The sequence below is a fragment of the Rhodococcus sp. WB1 genome (genome assembly GCF_001700945.1).
GTDB lineage: Bacteria > Actinomycetota > Actinomycetes > Mycobacteriales > Mycobacteriaceae > Rhodococcus > Rhodococcus aetherivorans.
Genome location: NZ_CP015529.1, coordinates 50,578 through 65,102, shown reverse-complemented (window position 1 = coordinate 65,102; position 14,525 = coordinate 50,578). Strand labels below are relative to the sequence as shown.

The window sequence follows — 14,525 nt, the reverse complement described above, 5'->3', positions numbered from 1 at the left end:
ATGCGCGACGTAGTGATCTGCGAACCCCTCCGTACCCCCGTCGGCCGCTTCGGTGGCGTCCTGAAGGACGTCGCACCGGAAGACCTCGCCGCCACCGTGATTCGCGAGCTCGTCGCCCGCACCGGTATCTCCGGCTCCGACGTCGACGACGTGATCCTCGGCCAGGCCTCGCCCAACGGGGAAGCTCCCGCCCTCGGCCGCGTCGCCGCCCTCAACGCCGGTCTCGGCGTGGAGGTTCCGGGCCAGCAGGTCGACCGTCGCTGCGGCTCGGGGCTGCAGGCCGTCCTGCAGGCCGTCATGCAGGTCCAGTCCGGCGGCAGCGACCTGATCCTCGCGGGTGGTGCCGAGTCCATGAGCCAGGCCGAGTTCTACGCCACCGGCATGCGCTGGGGTGTCAAGGGTGAGTCCGTGGCCCTGTCCGACCGTCTGGCCCGCGCCCGGGTCACCGCCGGCGGCCGCGACTTCCCCGTGCCGGGCGGCATGATCGAAACGGCCGAGAACCTGCGCGCCGAGTTCGCCATCAGCCGCGCCGACCAGGACGCCCTGGCGGTCCAGTCGCACCAGCGCGCCGTGGCCGCGCAGAAGGACGGCGTGTTCGCGCAGGAGATCGTCCCGGTGGCCGTGCCCCAGCGCAAGGGTGATCCGCTCGTCGTCGACACCGACGAGCATCCGCGCGCCGACACCAGCGTCGAATCCCTCGCCAAGTTGCGCCCGATCCGCGGCAGGATCGACCCGGAGTCGACCGTCACTGCCGGCAACGCCAGCGGTCAGAACGACGGTGCCGCGCTGGCGATCGTCACCACCGCCGAGAAGGCCGCGCAGCTGGGCCTGCGCCCGCTGGCCCGGCTGGCGAGCTGGGCGGTGGCCGGGGTGCCGCCGCGCACCATGGGCATCGGCCCGGTCCCGGCCACGGAGAAGGCCCTCGGCCGCCTCGGCCTGAGCCTGGCGGACATGGACGTGATCGAGCTCAACGAGGCGTTCGCCGCGCAGACCCTCGCCGTGACCCGCAGCTGGGGCCTCGAGCCCGACGACGCGCGCCTGAACCCCCACGGGTCGGGCATCTCGCTCGGCCACCCCGTCGGCGCGACCGGCGGCCGCATCCTCGCCACCCTGCTGCGCGAGCTCGACCGCCGCGAGGGCCGCTACGGCCTCGAGACGATGTGCATCGGCGGCGGCCAGGGCCTGGCCGCGGTGTTCGAGAGGGCGTAAACGCCCGTGTGTCCTTCGGGCTGTTCCAGCAGCCCGAAGGACACACCGGCCGCGTCAGCGGCCTGCGGGCACGGCCGCCGGTGCCGACTTCGAGAGGGTCTTCGGAGCGGTGATCCAGCCGAGCACCGCGATGAGGACCAGGGCGGCCAGGACCGGAACGCACGCCACCAGCACGATGGTGCCGGTCGGGACGCCGAGGCCGATGAGCGCGCCGCCCACCACCGGGCCGACGACCGAGCCGAGCCGTCCCATGGACGCGGACCAGCCGACCGCGGTCGTCGCAGTCCCCTGCGGGTACATCGACACCGACAGCGCGGTCTGACCGATCATGCCGGCCTGGATGCCGAGACCCACGCCGCCGAACACGATCAGTAAGAGCACCTTGTCGGGACCGAGGAACGCGGACACGACGAGGAAGACGATCGCCAGCGACGTGGTGACCAGGAGCACCGACGACATCCGGAACCGCAGCGCACCGATCATGAGGACCGCCGCACCGACGATGCTGCCGACCCCGAGCGCGGCCGAGCCCAACGGTGCCAGCCCAGCCGAGAACCCGTAGCTCGTCAGCAGCGTCGGCAACCACGACGAGAAGACGTAGTACACGGTGAACATCAGGAACGAGAAGCCCCACAGCAGCAGCGTGCGGCTCCGCAGCCCCGGATCGAACAGGCGCGCGACGGACGCCTCGCGCACCGCCGACGCGGTCGCGGCGGCGGCCGGCGCGGGCTCGCCGACGGCGGCGCGTCCGTCGGGGAGGCCGATCCACAGCAGCGGCAACAGGACGGCCGAGGCCGCGGCGCCGACGAGGAACACCGATTCCCAGCCGAACGCGCCGATCAGGCGCGTGCCCAGCACCCCGGCGATCAGCGCACCGAGGGAGATGCCCATGGTGACGAACACGGCGATCGACTGCCGCAGCCGGGCGGGATTGAGGGCCGTCGCGTGGGAGACGGCCGCCGGCAGGACCGCACCGAGGCCGAGGCCGGTCAGCACGCGCAGGGCGGTGAGTTCGGTGATCGTCGACGCGAACGCGGTCAGCAGCGAGCCGACGGTGAACACCACCACCGCGGCCAGCACGACGCGCCGGGCGCCGAACCGTGCGACGATCCGGCCGCAGGCGAGGTAACCGAGTGCCACGCCGACGCTGGTCAGGGACAGTGCGGGGGTGAAGTGGGACGGGGCGACGTCCCAGTCCTTCGCGAGCGCCGGGACCGACAGGCCCAGGGCGATCGTGTCGTAACCGTCGAGGACGACGGCGACGAAGGTCAGGACGAGGACGGGCCAGTTCGGCGCTGCCTCGTCGGTTCGGGAAGTGGACGATGTGGTGTTGGGTCCGCGCATGGTGGCGTCCTCGGGTCGGTCGATGCCCTGCCAGGGGCGTCGAATCAGAAGGTTACGCGTCCGCCGTCGCGGCCGCCGAGATGATTCCCTGTGCTTCGACCTCGACGCTGAGGCCGTCCTCGACCAGGGCCGACACCGCGACCAGGGTCGAGCACGGGAAATCGCCGCGGAACATCTCGGCGCGGGCCCGCCCGACGGCGGCCTTGGCTCCGATGTCCGTGACGTAGATGCGCAGCGCGAGGATGTCGTCGACCTGCGCGCCGCAGGCTTCCACCAGCGCGCGGGTGCGTCGGAACGCCTCCCGCGCCTGGCGGTAGACGTCGGCACCGCCGACGGGACCGTCGGGGGTGCCGGCGTGCATGCCGGAGACGAAGAAGTGCCGGCCGACGACGCGGGCGTTGCTGAACATGTCCGGCCGCGGCGGCTCCGGGACGGCCGGGTGTCCCACCCGGGTCATCGGAGCACCGCGCCGCGACGTTCGTCGGATTCGCGGGTCAGCCGCTCCCGCACCGGCACGAAGTCGTAAGTCGGGTAGCACTCGGTGCGGAACACGCCCCACGCGCGGCGCTCGAGTTCGACGTTGACGGCGGCCAGCCGATCGGCGGGCAGCCGCAAGGTCACGATCTGCCCGATCCCCATCGCGACCACCCACGAGACGACCTCGCACCCCTCGGGCGGGAACCCGTGCCACCAGTCCGCGTCGTCGAGCCGGCCCTGCAACTGTTCGAGGTTCCGGCTCTGATCGTGCCGCAGGACCACGGTGAGCATCATGGTCCCGCCGCTCACGCCGGCACTCCCGCGAGCACCGCCGCCTGCTGCTTCGCGTCGGCCCGGTAGATCCGGCGGATCCGGGAGACACCGAGGTCGTGCTGGTAGAGGTGTTCCTCGACGTCGGCATCCGCGGCCAGCGCCTCCAGGACGGCACGGTCCTGTTCGAGCACCTCCCAGTGCCGTTCCTCGAGCCGGGTCCGGTACAGGAAGCGCCACGCCTCCCGTTCCCAGCCCGACACCCGCCGGGTGCGCCAGTGGAAGATGGCGGAGTGGTCCCGGTCGATCGGGGTGCACATGCCGACGATGCCGAACACGCCGCCGGGACCGGCATTGGGAGCGTAGGGGATCTCGAGGTCCACGTAGTCCATCGATCCGCGCACGAACTCGACCCAGTCGAAGTTCACGCCGCGCTGGTCGGTCTTCTCGAAGAAGAACCCGCGGTCGGTCTCGCGGATCCGGAACCGCGCCGAGGTGTCGCCGCCGAACATCGAGTGCGAGTTGCGGTGCAGGAAGGCCCCGTGCATCGGGTCGAGCACGTTGTCCATGTAGAAGCGCCACGGCCCGGCCCACTCCGCGTAGTTGGGGAACCACGACACCTCCTCGTCCGCGAGCCGGTCCGGCAGGACGAACGGCGTCGGCACGGAGTCGTGGGTCAGGGGCACGAACGCGAAGATCGTGTCGGCGGCCTCGACCACCGACAGCGAGGCGGTCGCGCGTTTGCCCTCGAGCGCGCACCCGGGCATGCCGGGCACGGAGACGACGGTGCCGGTTCCGTCGACCTGCACGCCGTGGTACAGGCAGGCGACGCGGTCACCGAGATGCTGCCCCACCGACAGCGGGGCGCTGCGGTGCGGGCACCGGTCCTCGAGCATGTGGACCGCGCCCCGGGCGTCGCGGAACAGCAGCCAGTCCACACCGAGGCGGGTGACCTTGACCATCGCGCCCGGTTCGACCATGCGCGACGGAAGGATCGGGTACCAGCGGTCGCGCAGGCCGGTCGCCGCGATCTCGTCGGCGTCCATCGGCCGGCGGGTGCCGACGGCGAACCGCGGTCCGGCCGGGCGCGGGGCGCCGCTGGTGGTGGTCTGTGCAGTCTCGAAGGTGGTCATGTCATCTCCCCAGTCGTCGCATTTCGGCGCGGAAGGTGTCCTCGGTCCAGGGCCGGCCGTCGGGGCCGTGCAGGCCCAGGCCGTTGAGTCCCTCGACGACACCGGGCAGGTCGTGGGTGCCGGTCCCGAAGATCTCCATGAGTGACCCGGCGAGCTTGTCCTCGTAGGGGGTCAGCGGATCGGGATGGGTCTGTCGTGGTTCCAGGTACGGTTCTGTGAATCGTGCCGTCGCAGTGCGGTTCACGCGAGAACTCCTTCGATGTGGGGGGTGGGGGCGGCGAGCCCGGACCGGTAGCGGGCGGCGAGTCCCTCGGCGATGGCGGCGAAGGCGCTCGCCCATTCCGTGAAGGACTCGGGCCGGGTGAGGTGGACGGGCGCCGGACATCCGTCGACGACGACGAAGACTCCGTTGTCGATCTCGCCCGCGAGCCGCTGCGGTACGGACAGATCGGTGTCGTCGCCGAGAGCGGAGGCCACCACCAGCGTGGGGACGGTGATCCGGCCGAGGAGGCCGGCGACGGCGTCGACGTCGCACGCGGGATCGGCCAGGATCAGGCTGCGCAGCAGGTCGCCGTGACGATCGGCCGCGCGCAGGGCGGGTTCGGCGTCGGCGCCCGCGGCGTACAGGTGCACCGCGCGGCCGTCGCGCAGCGCGGCGGCGGCCTGCCCGTCGGTCCACCAGGCCGCCTCGGCGCGAATCCGCGGGGTCATCGGGCACCTCCCGTCGGCACGTGCACCGGTGGCACGAACGGTCCGGGCTGCGGGTCGAGGGCGGTCACGTCGACCTCGACCAGCGCGGGCCGGCGCGTCGCGATCGCCTCCCCGAACGCGGACTCGAAGACGCCGGGCCGCTGCACGAGGGTGTACGGCATGCCCATCGAGGCGGCGAGCAGATCGAACCGCGGCGTGTGCAGGTCCACCCCGGACCGACGGAATCCGTTGGCCTCCTGCATGTTCCGGAGAACGCCGTAGCCGCCGTCGTTGAACACCAGCACGACGCACCAGGCGTCGGACCCGGCGAGCGAGGCCAGCTCGCCGAGGTGCACGGCCAGACCCCCATCCCCGGCCATCACGACCGTCGGAACGTCCCGGCGGGCATGGGCCGCGCCGAGCCCCATGGCGAGGCCCTGCCCGATGCCGCCGCCGAGCGGGAAGATGTTGGTCTCGCGCTCGTAGAACGGCAGCAGGCGGTTGCCCCACTGGCTGGACGGGATCGTCACGTCGCGGGCGACCACCGACCGGCGGGGCAGCACGCGGCGCATGCCCTCGCAGATCTCGGCGTAGCCGCCGATGTATGCGGTGAGCGCGGCCCGGCTGCGCTTCCGTGCCGCCTGAACCCGGGCCGCCCACTCGTCGCGCCGGACGGTGCCGTCGAGCGCGTCGAGGATGCCGCGCAGTGCCGTGCGGGCGTCGGCGACGATTCCGACCGTGGCCGGATACACCCGGCCGATCGCGGCGGGATCGATGTCGATCTGCACCTGCGTCGCAGGCAGCGTGAGGTGGTAGCTCTTGGTCTCGTTGGACCGGAAGTGGGTTCCGACGGCGAGCAGGACGTCGGCGTCGGCGAGGAGCCCGGCGACCTCGGGGGACGCCGCGAAGTTCCCGACGACGAGGTCGTCGTCCTCGGACACGATGCCCCGTCCGGAGTTGCTGGTGAGAATCCCCGCCCCGAGCCGGTGGGCGAGGGCGCGCAGTTCGTCGCCGGCGCCGGCGGCGCCCCCACCGAGCCACAGCAGGGGCCGCTCGGCGGAGGCGAGCACCGCGGCGGCGCGCTCCAGCGCAGCAGCATTGGGGGCCGGTGGCTGTGCGATCCGGGCCTCCGCCGCTCGCTGTTCGTCCGGCGACGCCAGATACTGCAGGTCGGTGGGCCATTCGACGCTGGCGGGTCCCTGCGGTGCCGACAGGATGCGGGCGATCGCGGCCTCGAGTTCCGCCTCGGCGTCCTTGGCGTCGGTGATCGTCGCCGCGTACCGGGAGACGGCGTCGAGCATCTGCCGTTGCCGGGGAAATTCGTGGATCACGCCGCGGCTCGACGCGGCCGGTTCGGGCGTGAGGTATTCGCTTTCGATCTGGCCGGTCACGTGCAGGACGCGGCTGCCGGCAGTGAGGGCCTCGATCATTGATCCGGCGGCGTTGCCGGCGCCGGTGCCGGTGCTCGTCAGCGCCACGCCGATGCGGCCCGAGGCGCGGGCGTACCCGTCCGCGGCGTTGACCGCGGCGGCCTCGTGCCGCACCTCGACGAAGTTCAGGTCGCGGGCGACGGCCTCGACGAGGGGAAGGTTGTGGATGCTGACGACGCCGAACGCGGTGTCGATGCCGTGCCGGCGCATGACCGACACGAGGACGTCGCCGCCGGTGGCGCGCCGACCCGGCGCGGATGAGGGGGTGTCCATGTTTCCTCCGATGCAGATGACCACTGGCGGGTCAGACGTAGCGCCCGACACCGCCGCCGACGTCGACGGTCGCGCCGGTCACGTAGCTGTTGCGGGGTGAGAGCAGGGTGGTGACGGGGAAGGCGACCTCGTCCGCGATTCCGAAGCGGCCCAGTCCGATCCCGCGGTCGGCGGCGATCTCGGCGCTCCACTCGTCGAAGGCGCGGCCGTCGCCGGATTCGGCGTGGCGGCGCTGCCACTGACCGGTGTCGACGAGGCCGAGCAGCACGGAGTTGACGCGGATGCCGTCGGGTGCGAGTTCCCCGGACAGGGACTGCGCCAGGTTGAGCAGTCCGGCACGGGCCGCCGAGGTGACGGCGAGCCGCAACTCGGGTTGCCGCGCGAGGATCGCGTTGACGATCACCACGGAGGCCGCATCGGACTTCGCGAGCGCCGTCCGTGCCGCGCGGATCAGATGCAGCGCGCCGAAGATCTTGAGTTCGAACTCGTCCCGGATCTGCTCGTCGGTGGTGTCGGTGAGCGTCGACATCAGCGAGCGCCCGGCGTTGCACACCACCCCGTCGATCCCCCCGAACCGGTCGACGACCGCATCGGCGAAGGCCTGCACGGAGTTCCGGTCGGTGACGTCGCACGCGACGGTGAGGACATCGGCCGGGTCGGCCGCCAACGTGCCGGCGGCGGCGCGCAGGCGGTCGAGGTCCCGCGCGCACAGTGCCACTCGGGCGCCTTCGGCGGCGAGCATCCGGGCGGTGGCGAGGCCGACACCGGAACTCGCGCCGGTGACGATCACCGTGCGTCCGGTGAGGTGCAGGTCCATGGGATCTCCGTGGGGTTCGGGTGCTCGCCGGGCGAGCAGGTCAGTTCAGGACGAATCCGCCGTCGACGACGACGGTCTGGCCGGTGACGAAGGCGGCGTCCTCCGACAGGAGGAACCGGACGACCCCGGCGACGTCCTCGGGGGTCTGGTCACGCGGGAGGGCGCGGCCCTGCGCGTAGGTGGCATAGCGGGCGGCGGGAACGGATTCGGTGGCCTCGACCCGGACGAGCCCGGGGGCCACGGCGTTGACCCGCACCCCGTGCGGGCCGGCGTCCCGGGCCATCGAACGGGTCATCGCGACGACGGCGCCCTTGGAGGCGACGTAGTGGATCAGCCGGGGCGATCCGTAGAAGGCCACGTCGGACGCCATGTTCACGATCGCGCCCCGGTTGGCGGCGAGCAGCGGCCACAGGTGCTTGGTCACCATCCAGGTGCCGCGCACGTTGACCGAGGTGATGCGGTCGAATTCGCTCTCGGACAGTTCCCAGAACGCGTCCCCGCCGACGCCGTCGGCGATGGCCGCGTTGTTGACCAGGCCCGTCAGCGGCCCCTCGTCCGCCAGTCGCGACGCGAGAGCGCGCACGGAGCCGGCATCCGCGATGTCCGTGACCACCGCGATCGCGTCGCCGCCGCGTTCGCGCAGGGCACGGGCGGCGCCCTCGGCGGTGTCCGCGTTGCGCTCGGCGATCACCACCCGGCGTCCGTCGGCACACAACCGCTCGGCGATGCAGTAGCCGAGGCCGCGGCCGGCCCCGGTCACCACGACGGTTCCGCTCATCACGCGGCTCCTTCCCAGAATCGGACGAGTTCGCAGGCGACCGTGCGGGGCTGCTCCTGGATCGCCGCGTGACCCGCATCGGCGACGACGACGAGCCGTGCCCCGGGGATCGCGTCCGCCAGGAGCTGCGATTCGGCGACGCCGGTGACGACGTCGTGGTCGCCGACGAGGACCAGGGTGGGGACGGTCAGGGTGGGCAGGATGGGCCCGTGGTCGGTGGTCGCCATGGCTTCCGCGGCCGCCGCGTATCCGGCGAGGCGCACGGCGGCCATGTCGGCGGCGACGCGTGAGCGGACGGCGCCGGGCGCTCCGGGCGCCGTGAGTTTCGGTGCCCGCTCCGCCGCGAACCGGTCGGCGCCGGCCTCGCGCAGGGCGCGGACACGGTCGCGCATGGCGGCGGCGCGTTCGGGCGACGTGCCCGAGCCTCGGGTGCTGTCGGCGAGGACGAGCGTGCGCACCCGGTCGGGCCGGCGCCGCGCGACCTCGAGTGCGACGACTCCGCCCCACGACGTGCCCACCACGTGCACGGGCCGGACCGGGTCGATGTCGTCGAGGACGTCCAGGACGTCCGTCGCGTGGTCGTGCCGGACGTCGACCGGGTCTGCGGAGCGGCCGTACCCCGCGGCGTCGAGCCGGTACGTCGCGTGTCCGCGGGCGGCGAGTTCCGCCGCGAGCGGTGCACACGAGTTCGCGTTGCCGCCGATGCCGTGCAGCAGGAGCACCGGCTCCCCCGCCCCGAGCCGCTCGACGTGCAGGTGCCCGGTCACCGCGGCGTCCGCGGTCACGACGGCGCTCCGGCCGCGAGGCCGGCCCCGTAGAAGTAGTCGGCGTCGCGGGCCTCGACGCGGTCGCGGTGACCCGGGTCGGGGCTGCCGGCCATGGCGGCGCGCACGGTCGTGGTGGGTGGCCCGGCCGTCCCCCACTGGTCGGACAGTTCCGGTGTGCGCTTCCACGTGCGGCACAGCCAGGCGTCCTCGTCGATCTGGGCGACCTCGGAGGTGTACTCGCACACCAGGCCCGCGGGGTCGGTGAAGTAGGAGAAGGTGTTGTCGCCGGGGCCGTGCCGGCCCGGGCCCCACTGCGGCGCGATGCCGTGCGCCCGGAGCCCGCCGATGCCGCGCATGAAGTGATCGAGGCTCTGCATCTCGTACGCCACATGGTTGAGCGAGGGCCACGACGCCCGGTTGAGCGCAATGACGTGGTGGTCGGAGTTGCAGCGGAGGAAGGACATCTGCCGTTCCGACCAGTCGGAGACCCGCATGCCGAGCACCTGCGTGTAGAAGGCGGTGGTGCGTTCGATGTCGGTCGTGTTGAGCACGACGTGGGCGATCTTGCGGGGGATAGCCCGGCGGCCGGCCGGTTCCTGCTCGGTCACCGCGTGGGTGTCGGCCGACAACTCGAGGCACCGCCCCTCCGGATCGACCAGTTGCAGGCCGTAGCCGCCCCCGGCGTCGTCGAGCGGGCCCGGCGTGCGCAGCAGCGGGATGCCGAGCCGGTCGAGGGCCAGTGCGGCGTCGTCGACCTCGCGGGGGGTGGCGAGGGCGAAGCTGATCCGTCCCAGCGCGTTGACGTCGGCCCGTTCGACCGCGAGCACGTGGTGCTCGGGTCCGGTGGCGCGCAGCCAGAATCGGTCGCCGTCGGCGTCGATGGTCGTCAGTCCCCAGGCCTCGTGGTAGAAGTCCCGCGACGCGGCGGGGTCCGGCACCGAAAGGGTCACCGAGCGCAGGGCGCGCAGCCGGCAGACGGGCGAGTCGCTGTAGCGCGGAAGTTGGTGGTGGTACATGCGTTCCGGTTCCCTTCTCACAGATCCAGTACGAGTTCGGCGGAGCGGCAACGGGACACGCACGGGAACATCGTCGATCCGGCGGCGTGTTCGGACTCGGTGAGCAGGAAGTCGCGGTGGTCCACGTCGCCCTTGATCACCCCGACCTCGCACGTCCCGCAGATGCCTTCGGTGCACGAGCTGGGTACGGGCACACCGGCGGCGGCGAGGGCGTCGAGCACCGACACGGTCGGCGGCACCGGGATGCGGCGGCCGGTGCTCTCGACGATCACGTCGAAGGCGGTGTCCTCCCCCTGGCGCGGCGCCGGTTCCGGGGCCGCGAACCGTTCGGTGCGTACCTGACCGGGGTCCGGGACGGTCGCGGCCACCGCGTCCATGAGGGGGGCGGGGCCACAGCAGTAGACGACGGCGGTCGGCGGCAGGCCGGACAGCAGCCCGGCGAGGTCCGGCAGGCCCCCGGCCTCGTCGTCGGCGTGGACGGTCACCTGCTCGGCGGGATGGGCGGCGATCTCGTCGACGAACGCCATGGCCCGCCGGGAGCGTCCGGCGTAGAGCAGGCGCCACGGCCGTCCCGTCGCCCGCAGCTCCCGCATCATCGCGACGATCGGGGTGATGCCGATGCCGCCGGCCACGAGGACGTGGTCGGTCGCGGCGGCGTCGAGGGCGAAGGCGCTGCGCGGTCCGTCGACGTCGATCTCCGCGCCGATCTGCAGCGACTCGTGCACGTAGGCGCTGCCCCCGCGGGAGCGCTCGGCGCGCAGCACGGCGACCGTCCAGCGCGTGGTATCCCGCGGATCCGAGCACAGCGAGTACTCGCGCACCACACCGTTCGGCAGGTGCAGGGCGAGATGCGCGCCCGGCTGCCACTGCGGCAACGGCGCACCGGTCGGATCGACGAACGTCACGCTGGTGACTCCGTCTGCCTCCCAGGTCTTCTGGTGGACGCGGAGGCGACGTCGGACGGACTGCTCCATCGGTGATCTCCCTGTCGGTGGAGGGTCTTCTCGGCGGCGTCAGCGGGTGACGCCGTACATCTCCGAGCTCGGCGGGTAGGTGGGCAGCTGCGGCTTCGCGGCGCCGATGATCACGCAGAACAGGGCGTCGGTGTCGCCGACGTTCGCGAGGCTGCGCGGCACGCCGGCGGGAACGCGGATCATGTCGCGGTAGCCGAGCCGGCGGATGGCCTTCCGGGTGCCGTCCTCGACGTCGTGGACCGCGACCTCGAGCTCACCCTCGAGCACGAAGAACACCTCTTCGACGTCGTGGTGGGTGTGCTCGGGGCCGACTGCACCGGCGGGCAGCCGCATGTTGGACAGGGTGAAGTGCTCGGCGGGCAGCGTGCGGGCGTCGCCCTCGTGGTTGCCGGTGGCACCGGAGCCGATGTAGCGGATCTGGGCACGCTTGAAGCGATCTCCGCCCTTGGCGGCCTGGAAGCCGAGGGTGTCCCAGTCCTCGTAGCGGCTGTCGCGGCTGGCGATGCAGGAGTCGATGAGGGCTTCGAGGTCGACGGTGGTCTTCTCGGGTGCGGCCATGACGGTGGGTCCTTTCGTGCGGTGGGGGTTCAGGCGCGATGCGCGACGGCTTCGATCTCGACGGTGGCGCCGTAGGGCAGGGCGGCGACCTCGACGAACGAGCGGGCGGGCCGGGGCTCGGCGAAGACCTTCTCGTAGTGGCGGTTCGCCTCGTCGCGGAGCGTCACGTCGGTCACGAAGTACGTGGTCTTGACGACGTCGGCCAGGGTCATGCCGATGGTCGCGAGGCGCTCGCCGAGGCGGGCGATCGCGGCGTCGAGGGCGGGGGTCGTACCGTCGACGGCGATTCCGTGCTCGTCGACCGACAGGGCGCCGGAGACGAACCCGAAGCCGGCGACGGCGTAGGCGGGGCTGTACGGGTGGGCGGTGCGGTCGTGGGTCGCGGTAATCGAATCGGTCACCGGGAAAAGTCCTTTCGGGTTTCTGTCGGGTCGGGGGTGGCCCAGGCGATCGGTTCGCCGGACAGGTCGAGGTAGATGCTCTTCTGATCGCAGTACTGGCGGATGCCCTCGCGTCCCTTCTCGGTGCCGAGACCGCTGTCGCCGAGACCGGTGAAGGGCGTCGAGATGCTGAACTGCTTGTAGGTGTTGATCCAGACGGTGCCCGCCTTCACCGCGCCGGCCACGCGCCACGCCCGCCGGTAGTCGGAGGTCCAGATGCCGCAGGCCAACCCGTATACCGAGTCGTTCGCCTGCGCGATCAGGTCCTCCTCGTCGTCGAAGGGCAGCACGACGGCCACCGGACCGAAGACCTCCTCGCGGCAGATCGTCGCGGCGTTGTCGGCTCCGGTGAGCACCGTGGGCGGGTAGTACGCGCCGGACGAGAGCCGTTCGTCGGCCGGGATCGCGCCCCCGCACAACGCCCGGGCCCCGGCGGCGACGGCGTCGTCGACCATCGCGGCCACCCGGTCCCGGTGCGCGAAGGTGACCATCGGAGCCACCCGGGTGCGCGGGTCCGTGCCGGGGCCGAGACGCAGGGCCGCTGCGCGCCGGACGAGTTCGCCGGTGAAGGTCTCGGCGATGCTGCGGTGGACGAAGATCCGGGATCCGGCGATGCAGCTCTGCCCGGACGAGGAGAAGACGCCGTAGAGGACGCCGGCGAGGGCCTGTTCGAGATCGGCGTCCTCGAACACGATCGTCGGGGACTTGCCGCCGAGTTCGAGCGTGATCGGCATGAGCTTGTCGGCGGCGAGATGCGCGAGGTGACGGCCGGTTTCGGTGCCGCCGGTGAAGGTGACCTTGGCGACGCCCGGGTGCCGGACCAGCGCCTCGCCGACGGTGCGCCCGGATCCCGGCAGGACCGAGAGCACCCCCGCGGGCAGCCCGGCCGCCTCGCAGATGCGGGCGAGACGCAGCGTCACCCACGGCGCCCACACCGGCGGCTTGCTCACGACGGAGTTGCCGGCGGCGAGGGCCGGGGCGATCTTCTGGGCGTCGGACGCGATCGGTGAGTTCCACGGCGTGATCGCGGCGACGACGCCCATCGGCTGGTACGTCGACATGGTCAACCACGGCCCCCGGGGCGTGGTCAGTGCGGAGTCCATCGTCTCGAGTGCGGCCGCGGTGTAACGAAACGTGTTGGCGGCGCTGGCAACCAGGGCCCGGGTCTCGGTCAGTGTCTTGCCGGTGTCGAGGGTCTGGAGCCGTGCCACCCGTTCGGCCTCGTCGTCGAGGGCGTTGCCGACGCGGTGCAGGACCCGTGCACGCTCGTGCGGGAGCAGTGCCGACCACCCGCCGCGGGCGGCGCGCAGACCTTCGGTGACGGCCCGGTCGACGTCGTCGACGGTCGCGGTGTGCAGGCTCGCGAAGACCCGGCCGGTGGCGGGGTCGACGGACTCGATGCACTCACCGAGTCCACGCTGCCATCGGCCGGCGACGAGGATCTCGTCGACCGTGTCGACGGACTCGGGCTCGTGCTCGGCGGGTCCCACCTGGAGAGGGGACGCGTAAGCAATGGGCATGAGGGAGGTCCGTTCGGTCGGGACGGACGCGGACCACGCTGCTCGCGGAGCCGGAGGGTGGTGCGCGCCGAGTCGATATCTTTGCACTAAGAGATTTGTATCGTCTTAGCGCAAAGAGGTCAATAGCCGAATGCCCAGATCAGCCGGTCGTTACGCCGGATTTACGGGGCCGAAACGGAGGAGACGCAGGTCACAGCGGTGTGGCGGGCGCCATAGAGGTCCCGAAATTTTTCTCGGCGGACGCCCGACTGCGGCGTCAGACCGGCCGATCGGCGTCCGAGTCCACGCCCACACCGGTGCCCGAGTCCTCGAACTCGGCCGCTCGGGCGGAGTGCTCCAGACGGGCGAGCAGGCGCGCCAGCGTCTCGCGCTCGCCGGTGTCGAGGTCGCCGAGCATCGCGCGCAATTTGGCGAAGTGCGCGTCGGCGACCGAGTCGACGAGCGCGGCACCGGCGGGTGTGAGCTCGACATACACCACCCGGGCGTCCTGGCTGTCCTTCGATCGGGTCACCAGGCCCGCCTGCTCGAGCCGATTGACGCGCAGCGACAGCCCGCCGGTGGTGACCAGCGTCTGGTCGGCCAGCTCCCCCGCGGTGAGCCGATGATGCGGCACGGCGCGGCGCAGGCAGGCGAGAACGTCGAACCCCGAATCGTTGATCCCGTGCTCCTCGAACGTGGGCGCGATGCGGGACTTGTAGACGAGGAAGCTCCGGTGGAGGCGACCGAACACCTTCAGCCCCGACACGTCGAGTTCGGGACGGGCCACGGCCCAATGCGCGACGATGGCGTCCACGGCGTCGCGATCCCCAGGCTCTCCCACAATGCCGGG

17 protein-coding genes are annotated in these 14,525 nt (G+C 72.1%); 1 reads left to right on the top strand and 16 read right to left on the bottom strand.

The window, feature by feature from the left end:
- Entirely contained in the window at positions 1-1,209 is a 1,209-nt protein-coding gene (locus tag A4U64_RS00315; protein ID WP_043802450.1) for an acetyl-CoA C-acetyltransferase, read from the top strand.
- 54 nt (positions 1,210-1,263) lie between these two features.
- On the opposite strand, the gene A4U64_RS00310 is transcribed toward A4U64_RS00315, so the two are convergent.
- From A4U64_RS00310 to A4U64_RS00235, 16 genes are all read right to left on the bottom strand, one after another.
- Positions 1,264-2,553 (bottom strand): MFS transporter, encoded by a 1,290-nt coding sequence (locus A4U64_RS00310; RefSeq protein WP_065921956.1) that lies wholly within the window; start codon positions 2,551-2,553, stop codon positions 1,264-1,266.
- 52 nt (positions 2,554-2,605) lie between these two features.
- On the bottom strand, positions 2,606-3,010 hold the full coding sequence (locus A4U64_RS00305; protein WP_029546490.1) for a RidA family protein: 405 nt from the start codon (positions 3,008-3,010) through the stop codon (positions 2,606-2,608).
- On the bottom strand, positions 3,007-3,324 hold the full coding sequence (locus A4U64_RS00300; protein WP_043802519.1) for a hypothetical protein: 318 nt from the start codon (positions 3,322-3,324) through the stop codon (positions 3,007-3,009). Before A4U64_RS00300 ends, A4U64_RS00305 begins: the two co-directional genes overlap by 4 nt.
- 11 nt (positions 3,325-3,335) lie before the next feature.
- Complete coding sequence (locus tag A4U64_RS00295) at positions 3,336-4,433, bottom strand: Rieske 2Fe-2S domain-containing protein (protein WP_029546492.1); 1,098 nt, start codon at positions 4,431-4,433, stop codon at positions 3,336-3,338.
- A 1-nt stretch (position 4,434) separates the two neighbouring features.
- Entirely contained in the window at positions 4,435-4,677 is a 243-nt protein-coding gene (locus tag A4U64_RS00290) for a recombinase-like helix-turn-helix domain-containing protein (RefSeq protein WP_029546493.1), read from the bottom strand.
- Positions 4,674-5,144: an alpha/beta fold hydrolase gene (locus A4U64_RS00285; protein ID WP_050036047.1), complete on the bottom strand. Its 471-nt coding sequence runs from the start codon at positions 5,142-5,144 to the stop codon at positions 4,674-4,676. The genes A4U64_RS00290 and A4U64_RS00285 overlap by 4 nt, the downstream gene beginning before the upstream one ends.
- Positions 5,141-6,826 carry a thiamine pyrophosphate-binding protein gene (locus A4U64_RS00280; protein ID WP_043802458.1) on the bottom strand — a complete coding sequence of 562 codons (1,686 nt, stop codon included), beginning with the start codon at positions 6,824-6,826 and terminating at the stop codon, positions 5,141-5,143. Before A4U64_RS00280 ends, A4U64_RS00285 begins: the two co-directional genes overlap by 4 nt.
- 31 nt (positions 6,827-6,857) lie before the next feature.
- Positions 6,858-7,643 (bottom strand): SDR family oxidoreductase, encoded by a 786-nt coding sequence (locus A4U64_RS00275; RefSeq protein WP_043802461.1) that lies wholly within the window; start codon positions 7,641-7,643, stop codon positions 6,858-6,860.
- A gap of 40 nt (positions 7,644-7,683) precedes the next feature.
- The gene (locus tag A4U64_RS00270; RefSeq protein WP_029546497.1) at positions 7,684-8,421 is read right to left on the bottom strand and encodes an SDR family oxidoreductase; all 738 of its coding nucleotides are present in this window, start codon (positions 8,419-8,421) and stop codon (positions 7,684-7,686) included.
- Complete coding sequence (locus A4U64_RS00265; protein WP_232334138.1) at positions 8,421-9,206, bottom strand: alpha/beta fold hydrolase; 786 nt, start codon at positions 9,204-9,206, stop codon at positions 8,421-8,423. Before A4U64_RS00265 ends, A4U64_RS00270 begins: the two co-directional genes overlap by 1 nt.
- Positions 9,203-10,204 (bottom strand): VOC family protein, encoded by a 1,002-nt coding sequence (locus A4U64_RS00260; protein ID WP_065921955.1) that lies wholly within the window; start codon positions 10,202-10,204, stop codon positions 9,203-9,205. The genes A4U64_RS00265 and A4U64_RS00260 overlap by 4 nt, the downstream gene beginning before the upstream one ends.
- A 17-nt stretch (positions 10,205-10,221) precedes the next feature.
- Positions 10,222-11,109: a PDR/VanB family oxidoreductase gene (locus A4U64_RS00255; protein WP_065923362.1), complete on the bottom strand. Its 888-nt coding sequence runs from the start codon at positions 11,107-11,109 to the stop codon at positions 10,222-10,224.
- Between the two features lie 108 nt (positions 11,110-11,217).
- The gene (locus tag A4U64_RS00250) at positions 11,218-11,736 is read right to left on the bottom strand and encodes a cupin domain-containing protein (protein ID WP_065921954.1); all 519 of its coding nucleotides are present in this window, start codon (positions 11,734-11,736) and stop codon (positions 11,218-11,220) included.
- Between the two features lie 29 nt (positions 11,737-11,765).
- Positions 11,766-12,137, bottom strand: coding sequence for a RidA family protein (locus A4U64_RS00245; RefSeq protein ID WP_006938326.1), 372 nt, complete (start codon positions 12,135-12,137; stop codon positions 11,766-11,768).
- Positions 12,134-13,696 (bottom strand): aldehyde dehydrogenase, encoded by a 1,563-nt coding sequence (locus A4U64_RS00240; RefSeq protein ID WP_065921953.1) that lies wholly within the window; start codon positions 13,694-13,696, stop codon positions 12,134-12,136. Before A4U64_RS00240 ends, A4U64_RS00245 begins: the two co-directional genes overlap by 4 nt.
- Positions 13,697-13,952: 256 nt before the next feature.
- Positions 13,953-14,489, bottom strand: a complete 537-nt coding sequence (locus A4U64_RS00235) for a MarR family winged helix-turn-helix transcriptional regulator (protein WP_029546502.1) — start codon at positions 14,487-14,489, stop codon at positions 13,953-13,955.
- Positions 14,490-14,525: the final 36 nt, after the last annotated feature.